The sequence below is a fragment of the Caulobacter sp. GW456-12-1-14-TSB4 genome (genome assembly GCF_059424195.1).
Genome location: NZ_JBWKZF010000048.1, coordinates 1 through 21193, shown reverse-complemented (window position 1 = coordinate 21193; position 21193 = coordinate 1). Strand labels below are relative to the sequence as shown.

At 67.8% G+C, this 21193-nt stretch carries 14 protein-coding genes and 2 pseudogenes; 10 read left to right on the top strand and 6 right to left on the bottom strand.

Translation table 11 applies throughout. From position 1 onward, the window contains the following. Window positions 1-72: pseudogene (locus AC07YH_RS25560) on the bottom strand (hypothetical protein); the annotation flags it as partial. A gap of 146 nt (window positions 73-218) precedes the next feature. Here AC07YH_RS25560 and AC07YH_RS25555 point away from each other — a divergent pair. After that, window positions 219-755, top strand: a complete 537-nt coding sequence (locus AC07YH_RS25555; RefSeq protein ID WP_494749706.1) for a hypothetical protein — start codon at window positions 219-221, stop codon at window positions 753-755. Between the two features lie 88 nt (window positions 756-843). Beyond that, the gene (locus tag AC07YH_RS25550) at window positions 844-1989 is read left to right on the top strand and encodes an alkaline phosphatase (RefSeq protein ID WP_494749705.1); all 1146 of its coding nucleotides are present in this window, start codon (window positions 844-846) and stop codon (window positions 1987-1989) included. A 144-nt stretch (window positions 1990-2133) separates the two neighbouring features. Here the strand turns inward: AC07YH_RS25550 and carB are convergent, their stop codons facing one another. After that, window positions 2134-5433 carry a carbamoyl-phosphate synthase large subunit gene (carB, locus tag AC07YH_RS25545; RefSeq protein WP_494749704.1) on the bottom strand — a complete coding sequence of 1100 codons (3300 nt, stop codon included), beginning with the start codon at window positions 5431-5433 and terminating at the stop codon, window positions 2134-2136. 563 nt (window positions 5434-5996) lie between these two features. Here carB and AC07YH_RS25540 point away from each other — a divergent pair. The 5 genes from AC07YH_RS25540 (at window position 5997) to AC07YH_RS25520 (ending at window position 14181) form a co-directional block, all read left to right on the top strand. Further along, complete coding sequence (locus tag AC07YH_RS25540) at window positions 5997-9437, top strand: hypothetical protein (RefSeq protein ID WP_494749703.1); 3441 nt, start codon at window positions 5997-5999, stop codon at window positions 9435-9437. Between the two features lie 190 nt (window positions 9438-9627). After that, on the top strand, window positions 9628-12603 hold the full coding sequence (locus AC07YH_RS25535) for a hypothetical protein (protein WP_494749702.1): 2976 nt from the start codon (window positions 9628-9630) through the stop codon (window positions 12601-12603). Between the two features lie 104 nt (window positions 12604-12707). Then, window positions 12708-13058, top strand: coding sequence for an ArsR/SmtB family transcription factor (locus tag AC07YH_RS25530; protein WP_494749701.1), 351 nt, complete (start codon window positions 12708-12710; stop codon window positions 13056-13058). Continuing rightward, complete coding sequence (locus AC07YH_RS25525) at window positions 13055-13513, top strand: SRPBCC domain-containing protein (protein WP_494749700.1); 459 nt, start codon at window positions 13055-13057, stop codon at window positions 13511-13513. The genes AC07YH_RS25530 and AC07YH_RS25525 overlap by 4 nt, the downstream gene beginning before the upstream one ends. Next, window positions 13510-14181, top strand: a complete 672-nt coding sequence (locus tag AC07YH_RS25520; RefSeq protein ID WP_494749699.1) for a glutathione S-transferase family protein — start codon at window positions 13510-13512, stop codon at window positions 14179-14181. The genes AC07YH_RS25525 and AC07YH_RS25520 overlap by 4 nt, the downstream gene beginning before the upstream one ends. Here the strand turns inward: AC07YH_RS25520 and AC07YH_RS25515 are convergent. Both AC07YH_RS25515 and AC07YH_RS25510 read right to left on the bottom strand, forming a co-directional pair. After that, window positions 14141-15355: a patatin-like phospholipase family protein gene (locus AC07YH_RS25515; protein WP_494749698.1), complete on the bottom strand. Its 1215-nt coding sequence runs from the start codon at window positions 15353-15355 to the stop codon at window positions 14141-14143. The genes AC07YH_RS25520 and AC07YH_RS25515 overlap by 41 nt on opposite strands. Window positions 15356-15511: 156 nt before the next feature. Further along, a complete protein-coding gene (locus AC07YH_RS25510; RefSeq protein ID WP_099575950.1) occupies window positions 15512-15721 on the bottom strand; it encodes a cold-shock protein in 210 nt (69 codons plus the stop codon). 302 nt (window positions 15722-16023) lie between these two features. Between AC07YH_RS25510 and AC07YH_RS25505 the strand changes: the two genes are divergently transcribed. Beyond that, complete coding sequence (locus tag AC07YH_RS25505) at window positions 16024-16203, top strand: hypothetical protein (protein ID WP_494749697.1); 180 nt, start codon at window positions 16024-16026, stop codon at window positions 16201-16203. Window positions 16204-16582: 379 nt separating this feature from the next. On the opposite strand, the gene AC07YH_RS25500 is transcribed toward AC07YH_RS25505, so the two are convergent. Next, the gene (locus AC07YH_RS25500; protein WP_494749696.1) at window positions 16583-18358 is read right to left on the bottom strand and encodes an SLC13 family permease; all 1776 of its coding nucleotides are present in this window, start codon (window positions 18356-18358) and stop codon (window positions 16583-16585) included. Window positions 18359-18570: 212 nt separating this feature from the next. After that, on the bottom strand, window positions 18571-19188 hold the full coding sequence (gene pgsA, locus AC07YH_RS25495; protein ID WP_494749695.1) for a CDP-diacylglycerol--glycerol-3-phosphate 3-phosphatidyltransferase: 618 nt from the start codon (window positions 19186-19188) through the stop codon (window positions 18571-18573). Between the two features lie 150 nt (window positions 19189-19338). Between pgsA and AC07YH_RS25490 the strand changes: the two genes are divergently transcribed. Then, the gene (locus tag AC07YH_RS25490) at window positions 19339-21024 is read left to right on the top strand and encodes a sensor histidine kinase (RefSeq protein WP_494749694.1); all 1686 of its coding nucleotides are present in this window, start codon (window positions 19339-19341) and stop codon (window positions 21022-21024) included. 39 nt (window positions 21025-21063) lie between these two features. Next, window positions 21064-21157 (top strand): annotated as a pseudogene (locus AC07YH_RS25485) (hypothetical protein); the annotation flags it as partial. Window positions 21158-21193: the final 36 nt, after the last annotated feature.

Sequence of the window (21193 nt, the reverse complement as noted above, 5' to 3'; positions counted from 1 at the left end):
GGACCCAGGGGCCAAGCCCCGTACGGTTGCCCCTGGGTCCCGGCTCTCCGCTTCGCTGCGGCCGGGATGACAAGTTTGAGGGCCTACCAATTGAGTGCTGCCTTGAGCAGGCGGAGATGGGTCAGCTCGATGCAGCCCCGTAATTACGTTCGTAAGTTTTTATACTTGTAATTTTCCCAACCGCCGCCCAACCTCTCCCCACACGGATGGAGGGGCCCATGGCGGTGCGGGATTTCGGGACGCGGACGACGCGGCGGCTATGGATTCCACTGGTGTTCTCCGCCATCGCCGTGGTCGGGACCCTGGGGGCGATGTTCTTCACCGGCTTCGACCTCACCCAGTTCGAGCGCGCCAACGCCTTCCTGCCCAAGCCCGCCCCCGAGCAGATCGAACGTTACCGCCCCCTGGCCCAGACCGAATGGCGGATCGTGCAGGCCAATCTCGACACCCGCCTGAACCAGACCCTGCCGCTGGAGCTGGGCGCGGTGTGGTCCACCCGCACGGGCCAGATCTGCGGCCTGGTCAACGGCCGGGGCAGCTTCGGCGGACTGACCGCCATGACCCGCTTCTACACGGTCGACCAGAAGCCGGTGTTCCACCAGGACGTCGAGCACGTCGCCTTCCAGCAGGCCTGGTTCCAGTGCCGCCGCGACCAGTACGTGATGCTGCACGCCGGCACGATGGAGAGCGGCTTCTGCAGCAGCGAGGCGGGGCGGCGGCACTGCTACACCGTGCGGGGCGGCGTGCGGCAGTAGCCATGGTTTGTAATAGTCATGTCACACCAATCGCTTCGCCTAGCGGCTAGAAGCCGTTCTCAACGCAACGTCCGCTTGGGAAAAACCTATGCTCAAAGGTCTTCTGGCCGCCGCCTCGCTGCTGTCGCTGGCGATCGCCGCCCCCGCCCTGGCTGAGCCGCAAAAAGCAAAGAACGTCATCGTCTTCCTGGCCGACGCCGGCGGGGTGCCGTCGGTGAACGCCGCCAGCCTCCTGGGCTATGGCCAGCCGCTGAAGCTGCACGTCCAGCAGTGGCCCAACCTCGGTCTCAGCGACACCACGCCGGTCGATCAGTTCGTCTCGGACTCGGCCAACGGCATGTCGGCGATCATGACCGGCGTGAAGACCCACAACGGCGTCATCAGCCAGGGCCCCGACGGCGTGCGCGGCAAGACCGACGGCGCGCCGACCAAGACCCTGCTGGAATATGCCGAGGAGCGCGGGCTGCGCACCGGCGTCGTCACCTCCCAGCCGATCACCGACGCCACCCCGGCGGCGACCTACGCCCACTCCAACGACCGCAAGAAATGGGGCGAGATCTTCCAGCAGGCCTTCACGCCCAGGTTCGGCGACGGCGTCGATGTGCTGTTCGGCACGGGCCGCAAGACGATCGGCCAGCAGCTGGCCACGGCCGGGACCGGCTTCGACCAGCTGGCCAAGGCGCACAATCGTCCGATCTACGCCAAGCTGGAAGACGCGCCCGCGACCAACACCCGGCCGATCGTCGTGACCGAGGACGACCAGATCGACACCCGCGCCGCCACCCTGCGGGCGCTGGACCTGCTGAAGGGCTCGCCCAAGGGCTACCTGCTGGTGGTCGAGTGGGACGCCCACACCGACGACCCGAAGGAAGGCCTGCAGCACATCGTCGACTTCGACAAGCTGATCGCCGAGATCGAGAAACGCGTCGATCTGAAGGACACCCTGCTGCTGTTCACCGCCGACCACTCGTTCGGCCTGCAGGTCGATGGCGGCAAGCGCGGCGAGCCGCTGCTGGAGGGCTACGACGCCTGGAAAGCCGCCCAGACGCCGGGCGCCAAGGAGGACGACCTGATCCGGTTGAAGAACGTGATGGTCAACCGCACCCACACGGGCGAGGAGGTCGTGGCGCTGGCCACCGGCGCGGGCGCCGAGCGGGTGCGTGGGTACTTCCCGAACACGCACCTGTTCGACGTGGCGATGGACGCCTGGGGCTGGAAGAAGGACGGGAAGTAAGGCGATAGATCCTCCCCCGCGTTGCGGGGGGAGGTGGCCCAGAGGACCGGAGGGGGCCAGCTCGGCCCAGGCAGCATTAGCCCCCTCAGTCGGCTCCGCCGACAGCTCCCCCGCATCGCGGGGGAGCATCTTTAAGGCCCTGCCCTACTCCGCCGCGTAGCTCTGCAGCGGACGCACGTCCAGCGCCTCGTCCGGCGCGCCGGCGATCGCCTGGGCGGCGGCCAGAGCGCCGGCCGAGGTCGTGTAGTACGGCACCTTCATCATCAGCGCCGTGCGGCGGATGTCGAAGCTGTCTTCCAGGGCCTGCTTGCCTTCGGTGGTGTTGAACACCAGCTGGACCCCGCCGTTCTTCATCACGTCGACGATGTTCGGACGGCCTTCCAGCACCTTCTTGACGTGGTCGACCTTGACGCCCTGCTCGGCCAGATAGGCGCGGGTGCCTTCGGTCGACAGCACCGTGAAGCCGGCCTGCTGGAGCAGCTTCACCGGCTCGACGATCCAGGGCTTGTCGCTTTCCTTGACCGAGACGAAGGCCGTACCCGAGCGCGGCAGCTTAACGCCGCCGCCCAGCTGGCTCTTGGCGAAGGCGCGGGCGAAGGCGGGGGCCATGTCGGCCTCGCCGTCGCGCTTCCAGTCCAGGCCCATGACCTCGCCGGTCGAGCGCATTTCCGGGCCCAGCACCGTGTCGACGCCGGCGAAGCGGGCGAACGGGAAGACCGCTTCCTTGACCGCGATGTGGTCGTACGGAACGTCCTTCAGGCCGAAGCTGGCCAAGGGCTCGCCGGCCATGACCTTGGCGGCGATGGCGGCCACGGGCTGGCCGATCGTCTTGGCCACGAACGGCACCGTGCGCGAGGCGCGCGGATTGACTTCGAGGACGTAGATGCGCGGGTTCTCGCCGTGCGGCTCTTCGATGGCGAACTGCACGTTCATCAGGCCACGGACGTTCAGAGCCAGGGCCATCTGCACCGTCTGGCGCTTCAGCTCCTCGATGGTCTCGGCCTTCAGCGAGAAGGGTGGCATCGAGCAGGCGCTGTCGCCCGAGTGGACGCCGGCTTCCTCGATGTGCTCCAGCACGCCGGCCACGAACACGTCGGTCCCGTCGCACAGGGCGTCGACGTCCACCTCGGTGGCGCGGCTCAGATAGTGGTCCAGCAGGATCGGGTGCTCGATCGAGATGTCGCCGGCGTTGGCGATGTAGCGTTCCAGGTGCTCGTGATCACGGATGATCTCCATGCCCCGGCCGCCCAGCACGTAGGACGGACGCATCACGAACGGGAAGCCGATCTTCTCGCCTTCCGCCCGGGCCTCGTCCCAGGTGCGGGCGATGGCGTTTTCAGGCTGGGCGATCGACAGGCCGTTCAGCAACTGCTGGAAGCGCTCGCGGTCCTCGGCCAGGTCGATGGCGTCCGGGCTGGTGCCCAGGATCGGGATGCCGGCCTCTTCCAGCGCGTGAGCCAGCTTCAGCGGGGTCTGGCCGCCGAACTGGACGATGACGCCGGCCAGGGTCCCGTTGCTCATCTCGACATGCAGCAGCTCCAGCACGTCCTCGGCCGTCAGCGGCTCGAAGTACAGGCGGTCGGAGGTGTCGTAGTCGGTCGAGACGGTCTCGGGGTTGCAGTTGACCATGATCGACTCCACGCCGATCTGGTCTAGCGCGAAGGCCGCGTGGCAGCAGCAGTAGTCGAACTCGATGCCCTGGCCGATCCGGTTGGGACCACCGCCCAGGATCACGGCCTTCTTGCGGTTGCTGGGCTCGCTCTCGCACTCGGGGATCTGGCCCAGGGCGCCCGTCTCGTAGGTCGAGTACATGTAGGGCGTCGAGGCCAGGAACTCGCCGGCGCAGCTGTCGATGCGCTTGAAAACCGGGCGGACGCTGAGCTCCTGGCGCAGCGAACGGACGGCGCTCTCGGTCGAGCCGGTCAGCTTGGCCAGGCGGGCGTCGGAGAAGCCTTGCGCCTTCAGGGCGCGGAAGCCGGCGGCGTCCTTGGGCAGGCCGCCGGCGCGGACCCAGCCTTCCTGGCGGATCAGCTCGGCGATCTGGCGCAGGAACCAGGGCTCGTAGGAACAAGCGGCGTTGACCTCGTCCACGGTCAGGCCGTGGCGGAAGGCCTGGGCGATGACGCGCAGGCGGTCCGGGGTGGGCGTGCCCAGGGCGCGGATCACCGCGGCCTTGCCGGTGTCGGGATCGTCGGCGCCGTGGATCTCGACTTCGTCGAAGCCGGCGAGACCGGTCTCCAGGCCGCGCAGGGCCTTCTGGACGCTTTCCTTGAAGGTGCGGCCGATGGCCATGACCTCGCCGACCGACTTCATGGCCGTGGTCAGCAGAGGCTCGCTGCCCGGATACTTCTCGAACGCGAAGCGCGGGATCTTGGTGACGACGTAGTCGATCGAGGGCTCGAACGAGGCCGGGGTCGCGCCGCCGGTGATGTCGTTCTTCAGCTCATCGAGCGTGTAGCCAACGGCCAGGCGGGCGGCGACCTTGGCGATCGGGAAGCCGGTGGCCTTCGAGGCCAGGGCCGACGAACGCGACACGCGCGGGTTCATCTCGATGACGACCATGCGGCCGTCGGCCGGGTTCAGCGCGAACTGGACGTTCGAACCGCCCGTCTCGACGCCGATCTCGCGCAGCACGGCGATCGAGGCCGCACGCATCCACTGGTATTCCTTGTCCGTCAGGGTCAGGGCCGGGGCGACGGTGATCGAGTCGCCGGTGTGGACGCCCATCGGGTCGATGTTCTCGATCGAGCAGACGATGATGCAGTTGTCCGCCGTGTCGCGGACCACTTCCATCTCGTATTCCTTCCAGCCGAGGACGCTTTCCTCGATCAGCACTTCGGTGGTCGGCGACAGGTCCAGGCCGCGTTCGACGATCTCCTCGAACTCCTCGACATTGTAGGCGATGCCGCCGCCGGTGCCGGCCAGGGTGAAGGACGGACGGATGATCGCCGGCAGGCCGACGAACGCCAGGCCTTCGCGGGCCTCTTCCATGGTGTGGGCGGCCTTGGACTTGGGGCTCTCGAGACCCAGCTTGTCCATGGCGTCGCGGAACTTCTGGCGGTCCTCGGCCTTGTCGATGACCTCGGCCTTGGCGCCGATCATCTCGACATTGAACTTGGCCAGGGTGCCGTCGGCTTCCAGGGCGAGCGCCGTGTTCAGCGCGGTCTGGCCGCCCATGGTCGGGAGCAGAGCGTCGGGGCGCTCCTTCTCGATGATCTTGGCGACCATCTCCGGGGTGATCGGCTCGATATAGGTCGCGTCCGCCACGTCCGGATCGGTCATGATCGTGGCCGGGTTCGAGTTGACCAGGATGATCCGGTAGCCCTCGGCGCGCAGCGCCTTGCAGGCCTGGACGCCGGAGTAATCGAACTCACAAGCCTGACCGATGACGATCGGGCCGGCGCCGATGATCAGGATCGAGGAAAGGTCTGTTCTCTTGGGCATGGCTAACTCGCGCAAAGACACGGTCGCGCACATCCGCGCGCCCGCTGTCGACCATCTTGCAGGTTAAGCCGCCCGTGTAGAGACGGAGTCGGTTCCGTGCAACCCCGGATGCGGCGAGCATGGTTATCCGACCCCACCGGGACCGCCACAGCGCGCGCGAACTTGGCCGCGCCCGGATCGGGGACCGTCGTCGAAGGCCGACCCAACGGCGACAATCAGGAGCGAAAGCGCGCGCCGAAGCCGGACATCGGCGCCGGCGCACGTCTTGTTTCAAGGATTTGGTACGCAGGATTTTTACGTTTCAAATCCGCATCAACCCCTTATTTCACAAGGGCCTTATAGTTAAGCTTAGTATATTTCGATTTACATTTCCCATACTCGGATCATCGAGAAACCAAAGCTTACATACCAACCTTATAAGGACAGAAATCGACATTTCAATTTGATCGATATCTTATTGTGCGAAGCAAAAAATGATTGAGTTGAGAGAATTAGACTCAACAACCGGAGCGCCTTGGGCCTAGAAATTTGGAGAACAACGATATCCTCAGGAGCGAAGCGCAATGGCCTATACGCTGGATCAACTGGTCGCGGCCTACACGGCGGCGCATAGCGGCGTCGCCCCGAGCGGCGCGGCCCTGGCCACGCTGCAGGAATTTGTCAGGGTGTCAGGGAACTATCCGAACGACACCCAGGCGCTGAATTACGTCGTCAACAGCGCCGACAACTCCACCGCCCTGGCCGCACTCAGCTACCAGTTCTTCACGGGCAAGAGCCCGACCAAGGCCGGCCTGGCCTATCTGGTCAACTCCCCGCTCAACGCGACAGACCTGAACGACCCCTATTACAGCCAGTTCGGCCTGGAGAACCGCTACATCAATTTCGCCGCCAACCTGGGCGTCCAGGGCGAAGGCGCGGCGAACTTCGCGACCAAGTACGGATCGATGACCTACGCCACGTTCGTGGCCTCGATCTACGAGACCATCGTCGGCTCGGCCTACGCCACCGCCGCCGGGATCGATCCCAAGGCGGCGATCGCCGACATCGTCGCCCGCCAGTCCTCGATCCTGGCCACCGCCCAAGGCGCGGGCATGATCACCCCCAACATGACCGCGGCCCAGATCGACATCGCCCTGAAGGCGGCGACGGCCGGTTATCTGATGGGCGAGGCGATCAAGGCCGATGTCGGCGTCTACGCCTCGGCGTCCAACAATTTCAGCCTCGCCCTGATCCAGGGCACGGCCGTCTACAACACCGACATCACCCAGACCTACGCCGCTCCCAGCACCAACGGCGTCGGCGGCGGGGGCGGATCGCCCTCGACCGGCCCCGTCGTCCTGCCGCCGCCGCCCGCGCCACCCGCGCCGCCGCCGTCGCCGCCAGCCCCGTCGACGCCGACGCCGCAGGCCTTCGTGCTGACCGTCGGCACGGACCTCTTCACCGGCGGCGGCGCGGACGACACCTTCACCGGCACGGATCTCACGTTCAACGCCGCCGACAACCTGAAGGGCGGCGGCGGCAACGACACCCTGACCATCAACGCCACCGGCGCCTATAGCGCCGCGGCGGCCACGATCAGCGGCATCGAGACCGTCAACATCGTCAACAACAACATCGTCACGGCCAACACCACGACCTGGACGGGCCTGACCCAGTTGAACGTCACCAGCGTCGGCGGCGACGACCTGACGGCCGCCTCGACGACCAGCGTGACCCTCACGGCCAGCAGCGTGGGCGCCAACAACGTCTTCATCAAAGGCGGCAAGGACGTCACGCTGAACGAGACCGGCCTCACCTCCGGCGACATCACCATCGGCGGAACCACGCCGATCGCCGGCGCCGTGGTCCTCAACGTCTCGGCCGGCGGCGTGAGCGCTCGCGGCGTCACCCAGGTGACCGGCGGCACGACCGTCACGATCAACCAGACCGCCACCAACGCGGTCAACACCACCCAGACTAACTCTGACGTGACCGTGAACGGCGAGAGCATGACCACCGCGGTCACCATCAAGGCGCCGACCGCGGCGACCGCGGACGGCTCGACCGCCGGGATCGTCGCCAACAGCGTCCACATCTTCGACATCAACGCGGGCTCCACCACCCTGGCCGGCACGATCACCAGCATCGACGTCGACAGCTTCACCACGCTCAGCATCGCCGACACGGCGCTGACCACGCTGAAGGTCGCCCACGGTTCGGGCAACATCATCATCGACAACTCCAGCCTGACCGTCCCGACCAACAAGACCCTGAACCTGACGGTGAACGGCCAGACCGGCGGCACGCTGGACGACGCCGACGTCTACACGACCTTGAACGTCACGACCGGGGCCGAGAACTCGACCCTGGCCAACATCACCACCAGCGCCGTGACGGCGATCAACCTCAGCGGGGCCAGCACGCTGAAGCTGAACAGCACGGCCGGCCTTTCAGCGCTGCAGACCGTGACCATCACCGGCGCGGCCGGGATCACCGCCAACCTGTCCGGGGCCACGGTCAAGGCGGTCAACGCCTCGGCGACCAGCGGCGCCAACACCGTGACGATCGACTCGAACAAGGCCAGCTATGACGGCGGCTCGGGCGTCGACATCGTCACCCTGTCCGCGACCGCGGCCAACCACAACTTCACCTTGGGCGGCGGCAACGACATCCTGGACACCACCCCCCTCACGACGGTGAACGCAGGCGTCACGTTCGACGCCGGCGCCGGCACGGCCGACGTGCTGAGGGTGACGGCCGCCGGCGCCCAGGCCTCTTCGGGCACCGCGACCTTCGCCAACACCTTCCTCAATTTCGAGCGCATGGAACTGACCGGTTCGACCAACCAGACGATCGATCTGGCCATCCTGGGCCCCTACCACTACGTCACCACCAGCGGCGGCAACGGCCTGACGCTGAACAACCTGAGTTCGGGCGACACCCTGGTGCTGAACGGCGCCGGCACGGCCTATACCATCGGCGCCGGCAACATGGGCGGCGCGACCGACAGCCTGAGCGTGATCCTCACCGACGGCTCCACCGCGGGCGTCGCCTTCGCCACCACCGGGATCACCGCCACCGGCGTCGAGACGGCCAACATCACCACCGCCGACACGCAAGCCACGCCTAGCGGCGCCTTCAACGACACGCTGACCTGGCTGGGCAACAACGTCAAAACCATCAACGTCACCGGCAATGCCGGCCTGACCCTGACGGCGACCAGCACGGCCCTGACCACGGTCGACGCCAGCGGGATCACCCTGGGCGGCTTCACCTGGACCTCGGGCGCCCTGGCGGCGGCCGCGGCGGTCAAGGGCTCGGCCACCGGGACCAACACCGTCAACTTCTCGGCGGCCGTCAACGGCGCGGTCACCTATGACGGGGGCTCGGGCAACGACATCGTCAACGCCAGCAACGGCCAAGCCAACATCATCCACCTGGGCGCCGGCAACAACAGCGTCACCGGCGCGGCGGGCCTCCAGACAGTCACCGCCGGCGTCGGCAACGATACGGTCACGTTCACCACCGGCAACAACAGCGTCGACCTGGGCAACGGGACCAACGCCTTCACCGCCACCAGCGGCGACAACACCTACACCGGCGGCACGGGCATCGATACCGTCACGGTGGGCGGCGGCCAGAACACGATCGACGTCGGTTCGGGCAATGACGTCGTCAACATCACGGCCGCCAACGCCGCCAGCAACACGATCTTCACCTCGATCACCGGCTTCGGCGCGGGCGACAAGCTGGCCATCACCCCGGGCGGCTCGCTGGCGCCGACGGCGGTGGGCGCGCAGATAACCGGCCAGGCCAGCCTGGCGGCCTATCTCGACGCGGCCGCGGCCGCCGACGGCAGCGGCACGGCGGTCATCCACTGGTTCCAGTTCGGCGGCGACACCTATGTCGTCCAGGACCTGAGCGCCGGCGCCACCTTCGTCGCCGGCACGGACATCGTGGTCAAGCTGGTCGGCACGATCAGCCTGGCTGCGTCGACCGTGACCGCCGGTCAGATCACGATCTGACACGCGACCACGATCAGCGCTTCGAAGGGAGGCGGGCTTCGGCCCGCCTCCCTTTTTCTTTGGCCCACCCGCTTGGACCAGGTCGGCCGGGCGCGACCCTAAACCCGCATCGTCATGCGCCCGTGATTGAGTTTCCCCGAGGGCCGGATAGAACGAACCCAGTGAGATTCGACACCAAGGGCGCCAATAGATGGCCTATACCGCAAAGCAGCTGGTCGCGGCCTGGACGGCTGTCCATGATGGCCTCGCGCCCGACGCCGCCACCTTGGCCGATCTGCAGAACAGGGCGTTCCAGAATGCCGCCGGCGCCATGACCGACGCGCAGGCGCTGAGCTTCGTCCTCAACAGCGCCGACAACAGCACCGCGCTCGCGGCGCTGAGCTACCAGTTCTTCACCGGCAAGAGCCCGACCAAGGACGGCCTGGCCTATCTGGTTAATTCGGACACCAACCCCAATGACTTGAACGACGCCTATTATGGCAAGTTCAACACCGAGAACCGCTACATCAACTTCGCCGCCAACCTGGGCGCGGTCGGCGAGGGCAAGGACGCCTTCGCGACCAACTACGGCGCGATGAGCTTCGCCGACTATATCGCCTCGATCTACGAGAGCATCATCGGGCAGGCCTACGCCAAGGCCGCGGGCGTCGATCCCGCCAAGGCCATCGCCGACATCGTCGGCCGCCAGGCCGCGCTCCTGGCCACGGCCCAGAGCGCCGGCATGATCACCCCCGGCATGACCCAGGCCCAGATCGACCTGGCCGTGAAGGCGGCCGCCGCCGGCTATCTGATGGGCGAGGCCATGAAGGCCGACATCGGCCTCTACGCGGCCGCCGCCAACAACTTCATGCTGGCCCTGAGCCAGGACAAGGCGGTCTACGACACCGACCTCACCCAGACCTACGCTCCGACCGCCGGCGCGGGCTCGAGCGGTACGGGCCAGCCGGTGACCGCCGCGCCCCCGACCGAGACCGTGGTCGGCTATGTCCCGCCGCCGGCGCCGCCTCCCCCGCCGCCGGCTCCCGCCGCGCCGACGCCCCAGAGCTTCACCCTGACGACCGCCGCCGACACGTTCGCCGGCCAGGGCGCGGACGACACCTTCACGGGCATAGCGAACCTGAACGGGAGCGTGCTCACCGGCAACATGAGTTCGACCTTCGATCCCGCGCTGGACGATCTCGACGGCGCCGGCGGCTACGACACCCTGGCGCTGACGATGGCCGGAACCAACAGCCCCAATCTCACGATCGACCCGACTAGGGTCCGGAACATCGAGCGGCTGACGGTGACGGCGAGCGTCGCCAACACCACGGTCAACCTGGCCACGACCAGCGGCTTCACCGAACTGGTCGCCACCCCGTCCCAGTCGGGGTTCAAATTCTCGGGCTTCGGAGCGAGCGTGACCAAGCTGGGGCTCACCGGCCTGGCGTCCGGCGCGGTCACCTTCAATCCCAACGGGACGGCGCTGACCGGCGCCGCCGACGCGGTGACCCTGACCCTGACCGACGTCGGCACGAGCGCGAGCTCGTTTGCGACGGTGACGATCGGCGCCGCCACGCCGACCGCCAATGAATACGAGACCCTGAACATCGTCTCGGCGGTCTCGTCCGGTGTGGCGAACTACGTCACGCTGAACACCGACACCACCCAGACCAGCCTCACGCGGCTCAACATCGGCGGCTCGGCGCCGCTGACCCTGCTTTTCGGCGCCGGCGACAACATCGCGCTCACCCCGACCATCGACGCCAGCGCCGCCACGAGCGCCGTCACGATCGGCTCGGCCGCGAGCACGCTCGGCGCGGCCAACCAGACGGTCAAGCTGGGGTCTGGCGATGATGTCGTCTATTTCGGCGCCAACCTGACCAGCGCCGACACCGTCGACGGCGGCGCGGGCTACGACGTCCTGGCCGTGTCGACCGCCGTGACCTCCGCCGCCACCCTGACCAATGTCAGCAACATCGAGGCCCTCCGCTTCAACATGGGCCCCGCCGGCGCCTTCACCCAGGACGCCAGCCTGCTGGCCGGGCACGGGCTGACCGAGTTGCAGATCGACGGCGCCAGCCTGACATCCCTCGGCATCACCAATCTCGAGATCGGCGAGACGGTCACGCTGACGAACAGTCCGACGAAGACCACAATGTCGCTGAGCCTGGCCGGCGGCAGCGGCGGCGCGTCCGATAGCCTGACGCTGAACTTCGCCAGCACGAGCGCGTCAACCGCGGTGGTGAACGTGCTCAACAACATCGCGGGCCTGGAAACGCTGAACATCGTCTCCGCCGGATCGGCGGTGCTCAATCGCATCGGCTCCGATCAGCTCACGGCCAAGCACGTGATCACCGGCAACACCGCCCTGAGCATAACCATGGCCTCCGCCGTCGCCGGCAACATCGACGCCAGCGCCTTAACCGGCAAGCTGACGTTCACCGGCAGCACCGGCAACGACACCGTCGTCGGCGGGATCGGCGCCGACACCCTCAACGCCGGATCCGGCGCGAACACGATCACGCTCGGCGCCCAGGGACAAAACGCCCAGGCGGGCGCCGACACCATCGTCACCGTCGGCACGGACACCATCCGCTTCGTCGGCAACATGCTGACGGTCACGGGCAGCGCCACGACCTTCACTGGCCTGCAGGCCGCTTCGATCACCGGGACCGCGGGCGCGGCCGTCGCCAACAACCCCACCCTCCGGTTCAGCGCCGACGACCACGACTTCAGCCTGCAGAACGCGGCCGGGACCACCTTCACCGGCCTCGCCAGGGGCGCGGTCGCCCAGGGTCTGTCGGCGGGCTACGCCGTTACCGTGGACAACGTCAGCTCGGCCGACGGAACCAGGGCGCCGAACACCGCCAATGTCGTGCTCTTCAAGCTCACGAGCGGCGCCATTACCCTTTCCGCCGCGGGCAGCATCGAGCAGCTCTTCAAGACCGCCATGGGCGCCAGCGTCATCACGGGCCTGGCCCCCGACGCCAACTACCTGGTCTCGGTTTTCGAAAGCAGCGGCACCGGCAAGACGGTGTACGCCGTGGTCAATACCGGCGCGAACGTCGCGGGCGACACGAGCCTCAGCGCCGACGACTTCACCGACCACGGCATGGCCGTGATCGCCTTGGTCGGCACCACAGGCTCCAACGGCAATGGCCTCACGCTGGGGGCCGCCTTCTAGACGGGACAGCTCTGCGATCCGCGATGCCGAGGCCGGAGAACGCCGGTTGACATCGGCGCGCCCTCAATTTAACAATCACGTTAATTAACACATAGATTAAATACATGACCGATCCCCTCACCGCCACCTTCGCCGCCCTGGCCGACCCGACCCGCCGGGCGATCCTGGCGCGGCTGGCGTCCGGCGAGGCGACGGTCAACGAGCTGGCCGAGCCGTTCGACATCAGCCTGCCCGCCGTCTCGCGCCACCTGAAGGTGCTGGAGGGCGCGGGCCTGATCAGCCGCTCGCGCGAGGCCCAGGCCCGCCCCTGCAAGCTGGAAGCGCAGGCCCTGAAGCGCGCCTATGGCTGGATCGACCACTATCGCCGCTTCTGGGACGCCAGCTTCGACCGCATGGCCGACTACCTGGCGGAACTCCAGGCCGAGGAAGCCAAGAACAAGGAGACTGGGAAATGACCGACATCGCCGTGGTCCAGGATGACGAGCTCCTGATCGAACGCCTCTTCGACGCCCCGCGCGAGCTGGTCTATCGCGTCTGGACCAAGCCCGAGCACCTGATGAAATGGTGGGGCCCCAAGACCTTCGAGCCGATCGGCATCGAGCAGGATTTCCGCGTCGGCGGGGCCTATCGCTACGGCATGCGGGGCGAGGACGGCCGCGAGGCGTGGAAGTCGGGCGTCTATCAGGAGATCGTCCCGAACGAACGCATCGTCATGACGTTCAAATGGGACGACGGCGCCTGGGACGTCGACAACCTGGTCACCGTCACCTTCCTGTCCCTGGCCAGCGGCCGCACGATGCTCCGCTTCCACCAGGCGCCGTTCAAGACCATCGAGGCCCGCGACAGCCACGCCGGCGGCTGGAACAGCCTGCTCGACAAGCTCACCGCCTATCTGGAGACCGTCCAATGAACGTCCAGACCGCCACCGTATCCGCCTATGCCTGGGTCCCCGACGTCGCCCGCGGCTATGTCCGCGACCTGCGGGTCCGCTGGGCCCTGGAGGAGGTCGGCCAGACCTATGACGCGACGCTGATCAAGCTGGAGGACAAGACCGCCTATCGCGCCTGGCAACCGTTCGGCCAGGTCCCGGCCTATGCCGACGGCGAGGTCGAGATGTTCGAGAGCGGCGCGATCGTGCTGCACATCGCCGAACAGCACGAGGCCCTGATGCCGCGCGATCCGGCCGGCCGGGCGCGGGTCCAGACCTGGATGTTCTGTGCGCTGAACACCATGGAGACCCCGATCGCCATGCTGGCCGAGCTCAATGTCTTCTGCGCCGGCCAGGCCTGGACGGAAGGCCATCGCCCGCGCGTCGAGGGCTGGGTCCGCCAGCGGCTGGGCGAGCTGGAGACGCGGCTGGGCGACAACCCGTTCCTGGACAGCGACCGCTTCTCGGCCGCCGATATCCTGATGACCGACATCCTGCGCAGCGTGCCCGAAGAGATGCTGGCGGAGTATCCGAAACTGGCCGCCTATCTGGCGCGCTGCACCGGCCGCCCGGCCTTCCAGAAGGCCTACGACGCCCAGATGGCCGATTTCACCGGCGCCCCGCCGGCGGACTGGCCGCCAGCCCAATAGGCGCGGCGACGACGGGCACGGCGGGCGGCGGCGCGGCCTCGGGGATCGTCGGCTCGGTCCAGGCGACGTCCATCTCGGCCCGCCGCCGGCCCAGCTCGAACAGGGTCAGGCGGTTGTCGGCGCTGAAATCCAGGCCCGAGGTGTCGACCTTGGCGTCGTCGGGAATGGCCGCGTACAGCAGGGCGCCGCCGTTGCGGCGGGCGAAGGCGGCGCTGGCGGTCAGGTGGGTGCGCAGCAAGGCCTTGCTCATGGTCAGCCACGAGCGGCCCACCACCGACAGGGTGCCGCCCCGGGTGAAGCCGAACGCCCCGCCGACCTTGCCGTTGACGATCACCCGCACATGCCCCGGCCGCGCCTCGCCGACCTTGGGCGCGGTCCACAGCAGCAGCGACTCCGGGGCCACGAAGAACGGGATGGTGACGCTGCCGTCGACATGCATCTCCGACAGCGCCCGGCCCTTGCCCTGGACCTCGATCAGGGTCGGCGGGAACACGCCCGGGATGCTGGACGACGCCACCAGGATGTCCTGGAACAGCTTCAGCGAGGCGGCGTCGCCGCGCGCGGCGATGGCCCCCATGTCCCAGATCACCGTCTCCTCGGTGTCGAGATTGGTGGTGGCGATCAACAGGCGCCGGCCCTTGGCGTGCTCCATGGCGATCGCATACAGCAGCGGCGGATCGACATATTTGTCGACCAGGGCCCGCAACGCCTTGGTGTCGTAGAAGCCGGGCTTGAACAGCAGGTCGATGCCGCGCCGCTCCAGGATCTTCTCGGCGGCCGGGCTGGTATAGGCCTCGGTCAGGCGGCGGTCCCAGTCGGGGCCGAGGAAGGCGAACGGCGCGGTCAGGGCCCCGGTCGAGACGCCGGTGACGATGTCGAACTCGGGCCGCTCGCCGGTCTTGGTCCAGCCGACGAGGATACCAGCCCCGTAGGCCCCGTTCGAGCCGCCGCCCGAAATGGCCAGCACGTCAAAGGTCTTCTGATGGGCGCGCCGCGTGCGGGCCGCCTCGGCGAAGCGGATGCCGGCCTCGGCGTCGCTGGCGTTGAACCGGATGTCGTTCATCCCCTGCGGCGCCTCGCCGGCCAGGTCGGTGGCCGTGAACGTCTCACGCGGCAGCGACCCGCAGGCGGTCAGGGTCAGCACGGCGAAGAGGGCGACAAGCGTCCGGAGCATGGAGAGAATGGGAAGCCCCGGCGCGCAGCGGCCGTCAAGCTCGGATTCCCTCTCTCATAGAGAGAGGGTTTTCAGGGATAACCCCCAAACGAAAACAGGCCAGCGCGAGCGCTGGCCTGTTCCCTTGAACCCGTGGGTCCAACCGCTTGAGGTCGATTAGACCGCTTGCAGTTGGCCGGCCGAGGTCTTGCCGCTGCGGCGGTCGACTTCCGGCTCGAACGAGATCTTTTGACCTTCGTTCAGCGAGCCGAGGCCCGCACGCTCGACGGCCGAGATGTGCACGAAGATGTCCGCGCCGCCGTTGTCCGGCTGAATGAAGCCAAAGCCCTTGGTGGAGTTGAACCACTTCACGGTGCCAGTAGCCATGATGGATATCCTTGTAGTCATAGGTGTTCGTCGGCCGAAAACGTCCCGATCGACGATCAAATTTCGTTGGAAGTTCGGAAGGCGCGTCCGGCGCTCCACCACGGGAGCAAGGAATAGCAGGCCGAGCGGCAGCGAATTCGATACGGGATAATCAGAAATTCCGCCTCGAAAATCAAGGAAATAATTTCCGGTCTACTTGCGGTGAATCTCGGACCCTGGACAGCGATTCGAGCGTTGCCTTGCTTAACGCCATCTTTGTCGGCGCGAGACCTGCCAAAATACCGGCGAAACAGGAGTTCGGCATGACCCTGATCGAGAAGATTCCCACCCTGACGGACATCGAGCTGAACACCCTGCTGTCCAACGCCCGCCGCCTGGACATCACCGGCACGCCCGCCCAGCGCCGCCAGGTCGCCGAGGTCATCACCCCGCTGGAACGCGAGGCTTCCCGCCGCCGGGCGGTCCATCTGCCGCGTCGATAGCCCCCCCGATGACTAGAGCGACGATTAGGGCCTTGCGAGAGTCATAATTGCAATTCATTCTCATAATCATCATCGCGAGGAGACGACGATGGTTCTGCGGGAAACGGGCGCCAGCTGGCTGGCGTCGATGATGCGGGCGGAGCGACCGCCTGAAGAACGCCTGGCCTCGGAGCCGGCCTGGCTGCTGGACGGCGCGCCGGAGCCGGAGATGGTCGAGGCGATCGAAAGACTCTCCTCCCCCTCTTGGGGGAGGTGGATCGGCGCGGATACGCGACGAGACGGAGGGGGCTAGTCAGGCCCCATCGGCGCTGGCCCCTCCACCGCCGTTCGGCGGTCCCCCTCCCCCAAAGGGGGGAGGAGAAAGACGCCCGCCGCCCCGCTACCGCGCGAACGGCCACACCCACGCGATCAGCCACGGCGCGATCAGCAGGATCAGCACGCTGAGCGGCGCGCCCAGCCGGGCGTAGTCGCCGAACCGGTAGCCGCCCGGGCCCAGCACCAGCGTGTTGCACTGGTGGCCGACGGGCGTGAGGAAGTCGCAGCCCGCCCCCACCGCCACGGCCATCAGGAACGGATCGGGGCTCAGGCCCAACCGCTGGGCCACGCCCATGCCGATCGGGGCGGCGATCAGCACCGTGGCGGCGTTGTTCAGGAACGGGGTGGCGGCCATGGCCACGGCCATCATCGCCGTCAGGGTGGCGATCGGCGGCAGGCCGTGGAAGGCCCCCGACAGCCAGGCCGAGATCAGGTCGGCGCCGCCGGTCTTCTGCACCGTGTCGCTGACCGGGATCAGGGCCGCGACCAGCACCAGGACCGGAGCCTCCAGCGCCGCATAGGCCTCGCGCATCCGCAGGGCGCCGGTGGCCACCACCAATACGGCCGCGCCGAAGAAGCCGCCCGCCACCGGGACCACGCCCGCCGCCACCAAGGCCATGGCCGCCGCCAGGATGATCACCGGCAAGAGCGCGTGACGCACCCCGCCCAGCCGCACCTCGCGCTCGGCCAGCGGCAGGAGACCCAAGGCCTGCAAAGCCCCCGGCAACGACTGCTCGGCGCCTTGCAGCACCAGGATGTCGCCGGCCTTCAGGCGGATGGTCGCCAGGCGCCCGGCCATGCGGTGGCCGCTGCGCGACACGCCCAGCAGGTTGACGCCATGGGTGTCGGACAGGGTGACGCTGCGGGCCGACTGGCCGATCAGGTCGCTCTCGCCGCCGATCACCGCCTCGACCACGCGCACCTCTTCGGTCGGCTCCTTCATGGCCACCGGCCGGTCGGCGTCGCGCAGGCGAAGCTTGGCGGCGACGATCAGCTGGTTCAGCGCCTGCTGCTCACCTTCCAGCAGCAGCACGTCGCCGGCGTGGATCTTCAGATTGGCGTGCGGAGCCTCGATCCGCTTGCGGCCGCGCAGGATGGCGACCACCGAGACCGCGCCTTCGCCGGCCTTCTTCAGCGCGCTCACGCTGCCGACCTCGGAGCCCTCCGGGACCTCGACCTCGGTGACATAGGCGCTGGCCGCCAGGGCCGCGTCGACATCGATCGCCGCCTTCCGATCACGCGGCAACAGGCGGTAGGCGAAGCTGAGATAGGCGATAGCGATCACCGTCAGCACGCCGCCGACCGGGAAGAAGTCGAACATCTTGAACGGCTGGCCCAGGGCTTCTTGCCGAACCTCCGAGACGATGATGTTGGGCGAGGTGCCGACCAGCACCGCCAAGCCGCCGACCAGCGAGCCGAAGCTCATCGGCATCAAGAGGCGTCCGGGCGAGACGCCGGTGCGGCGGGCGATCTGCAAGGCGCTGGGCATCATCAGGGCCAGGGCGCCGACGTTCTTGGTGGCCATCGACAGGACGGCGGTCGTGCCGGCCAGGACGGGAACCTGGGTCCGCTCGTCCTTCAGCTTGGGCAGCAGCGGGGCCATCAAGAGATCGACTACGCCTGAGCGCGCGACGGCGGCGCTCAGCACCAGGGCGCTGGCGATGATGATGACGATGTCGTTGGCGAAGCCCTCGAAGGCGGCCTTCACCGGGATCAGGCCCAGCGCCATGCCGGCCGCCAGGGCGCCCAGCGCGATCAGGTCATAGCGCCAGCGGCCCCAGACGAAGGCGGCGATGGTGGCGGCGATCAGGCCGAAGGCGAGGCCTTGATGGAGGGTCAATGCGCGAGGGTCCCCGAAGCTGTGCTGGGGGAACGGGCGGGAAGCGAAGATGGTTCTCTCCTCCCCGTTTGGGGGAGGTGGATCGGCGCGGATACGCGACGAGACGGAGGGGGTCTGTGCGGCCTAGTTGGCGCGGCGCTGGCCCCCTCCACCGCCGTTCGGCGGTCCCCCTCCCCCAAGAGGGGGAGGAGAGAGGAAGCCGCTGCGCTCGCCTAACCCAGCGCCTTCCTTGCCGCTTCCCAGTACTGCGCGCCGGTGATCAGCGTCACCAGCGTCGCCAGCCACAGCAGCCCGTGGGCCACCACGGTGAAGCCGCCCATCGCGGCCGGCTCCGGCGGCAGGCCGAACGCGCCCCAGCTGGCCAGGATCAGCTCCGCGCCGATGGCCACCAGCTGCAGGGTCGTCTTCCACTTGGCCAGCAGGGTCACCGGCAGCTTGACGCCCTTGCCGGCGCCGACTTCGCGCAGGGCGCTGACCGTGAACTCGCGGAACAGGATCAGGCCGGCCGGCAGCACGACCATGTTGTTCGGCCCCAGCGCCATCAGGCCCAGCAGGGCGCCGCAGACCAGGATCTTGTCGCCGATCGGGTCCAGGATCGCGCCCCAGACGCTCACCGCGTCGAGTTTCCGCGCCAGCCAGCCGTCGAAGAAGTCGGTCACCGAGGCGACGACGAAGGCGTAGAACGCCCAGCGCTCCAGCCGCAGCTGGGTTTCCGCCGTCAGGGTCTCGCTCAGATACGGCACGGCGCCCGCCGCGGCCGCCAGGGCGATGAACATGAACAGCGCCATCACGAGGCGCGAGCCGGTCAGGATATTGGGCAGGTTCTTCATGGCTGTCTCATAACGCACAAAACGCCCGATCGGCTACGGCCACGCTCGTTAACCGCAACCTCTGATTTTTGAGACGCCGGACGCGACTCGCTTCGCTATACAAGTTCCGAGAGCGGCATGGCGCGCTCGTCATGGCGGGTCCGCCCAGGCATGGAAGAACGGGATCAGCGAGGCTTTGGACGTCCCCGGCGCGCCAGTTCGGTGCGCGGCCGGCTCGTGCTCCTGACGGTCAGCCTGCTGGTTCCCGCCCTGCTGTCGATGGGCTTCCTGCTGGCCGGCGCCGACCGCGAGTCGCGTGGGCGGCTGTACCAGCAGCTGGTCACCACCGCCCGAGCCCTGAACGGCGCGATCGACCGCCAGGCGGCGGTGGGCGTTTCCGTCGCCGAGACCCTGGCCACCGACCAGGCGCTGATCAACGGCGACTGGGCCGCCTTCCACGCCCGCGCCCGCCGCGCCATGGAGCGCCGCGCCGGCTGGATCGTTGTGGCCGACGCCAGCGGCCAGCAGGTGGTCAACACGCTGAAGCCCTATGGCGCGCCCCTGCCGAGGATCAAGCGCACCCGCGAGGAGGCCACCGCCTTCGCGGCCGGGCGCAGCAAAGTCTCCGATCTGCTGGAAGGTCCCGTGGCCGGCAAGCCGGTGATCACGGTCGGCGCGCCGATCATGGTCAAGGGCCGGTTCTACGTCCTCTCCTACGTGGTGGACTCGGCCTCGTTCACGTCCGTCTTCCGCCAGCAGCGCGTGCCCGACCGCTGGGTCGCCACCCTGCTGGACAACCACCGCCACGTGATCGCCCGCTCGCGCCAGAACGAGACCTTCACCGGCCACCTGGCGTCCAAGGACATGGAGGAGAACCTCCGCCACTCCACCGAAGGCGTCAGCAAGAGCGTGTCGCTGGAAGGCGTGCCGACCATGGTCGCCTATACCCGCTCGCCCCAGACCGGCTGGACCCTGGTGGTGGCCGTCCCGCGCGAGGACCTGGCCAGCACGGTCAACCGGTCGGTCGCCCTGGGGACCGGGATCTTCCTGCTGCTGCTGGTGCTGGGCATCGGCCTGTCGCTGATCTATTCGCGCCGGATCAATCGCGAGATGGGACGACTGGTGTCGGACGCCGGCGTCATCGGCCGCGGCGAGACCCTGCCGCCCGCCGATCCCGACGGCCTGGAGGAGATCGCCGCCGTCCACGCCGCCCTGCGCGAGGCCTCCCGCGAGCTGAAGGCCCGCGAGGACCGCCAGGGGGTGATGATCAACGAGCTGAACCACCGGGTGAAGAACACCCTGGCCACCGTCCAGGCCCTGGCCCGCCAGACCTTCGCCAAGACTCCCAAGAACGATGACTGGAGGGCGCCGGTCGAGGTGTTCACCGACCGGCTGATCGCGCTGTCGGGCGCCCACGACCTCTTGACCCGCACCGGCTGGCGCGAGGCCGACATGGGCGCGCTGGTCGAGGCCAGCCTGGGGGCCTATGTCGACCGCGTCGACCGCTCGGGCCCCGAGGTGGCCCTGGCCCCGCACACGGCGGTGGGCCTCTCCATGGTGTTCCACGAACTGGCCACCAACAGCGCCAAGTACGGGGCGCTGTCCGTGCCGACGGGCCGCGTCGAGGTGAGCTGGAAGCGCGATCCGGTGACCGACAACCTCGTCTTCGCGTGGCGCGACACCGGCGGCCCGCCGGTCACCCCGCCGGCCCAGCCGGGGTTTGGCACGCGGCTGATCGAGAGCTCGATACGGCGCGAGCAGAAGGGCCAGGCGAAGTTTGATTTCCGCCCCGAGGGGCTGGTGTTCGAGGCCAGCTTGCCGCTGCCCGAGCAGGTGAGGTGGAGTAATTCGTTCTAGGCTCGGACGAGCTCCCTCTCCTTTAGGGAGAGGGTTGGGGTGAGGGGTTACAGCGGTGGACGGAGTGCCGGCACGCCGTCAGCCCTCGTAACCCCTCACCCTCCCACGCTTCGCGCGGGCCCCTCCCTCTCCCTAAAGGAGAGGGGTCTTGGCGTTTAAGCCGTCATGC

Coding starts and splice junctions, on each gene's coding strand:
- AC07YH_RS25535 (WP_494749702.1), top strand. CDS start 9,628: ATGGCCTATACCGCAAAGCAGCTGGTCGCGGCCTGGACGGCTGTCCAT.
- carB (WP_494749704.1), bottom strand. CDS start 5,433: ATGCCCAAGAGAACAGACCTTTCCTCGATCCTGATCATCGGCGCCGGC.
- AC07YH_RS25540 (WP_494749703.1), top strand. CDS start 5,997: ATGGCCTATACGCTGGATCAACTGGTCGCGGCCTACACGGCGGCGCAT.
- AC07YH_RS25515 (WP_494749698.1), bottom strand. CDS start 15,355: ATGCTCCGGACGCTTGTCGCCCTCTTCGCCGTGCTGACCCTGACCGCC.
- AC07YH_RS25490 (WP_494749694.1), top strand. CDS start 19,339: ATGGAAGAACGGGATCAGCGAGGCTTTGGACGTCCCCGGCGCGCCAGT.
- AC07YH_RS25555 (WP_494749706.1), top strand. CDS start 219: ATGGCGGTGCGGGATTTCGGGACGCGGACGACGCGGCGGCTATGGATT.
- AC07YH_RS25525 (WP_494749700.1), top strand. CDS start 13,055: ATGACCGACATCGCCGTGGTCCAGGATGACGAGCTCCTGATCGAACGC.
- AC07YH_RS25505 (WP_494749697.1), top strand. CDS start 16,024: ATGACCCTGATCGAGAAGATTCCCACCCTGACGGACATCGAGCTGAAC.
- AC07YH_RS25510 (WP_099575950.1), bottom strand. CDS start 15,721: ATGGCTACTGGCACCGTGAAGTGGTTCAACTCCACCAAGGGCTTTGGC.
- AC07YH_RS25530 (WP_494749701.1), top strand. CDS start 12,708: ATGACCGATCCCCTCACCGCCACCTTCGCCGCCCTGGCCGACCCGACC.
- AC07YH_RS25550 (WP_494749705.1), top strand. CDS start 844: ATGCTCAAAGGTCTTCTGGCCGCCGCCTCGCTGCTGTCGCTGGCGATC.
- pgsA (WP_494749695.1), bottom strand. CDS start 19,188: ATGAAGAACCTGCCCAATATCCTGACCGGCTCGCGCCTCGTGATGGCG.
- AC07YH_RS25520 (WP_494749699.1), top strand. CDS start 13,510: ATGAACGTCCAGACCGCCACCGTATCCGCCTATGCCTGGGTCCCCGAC.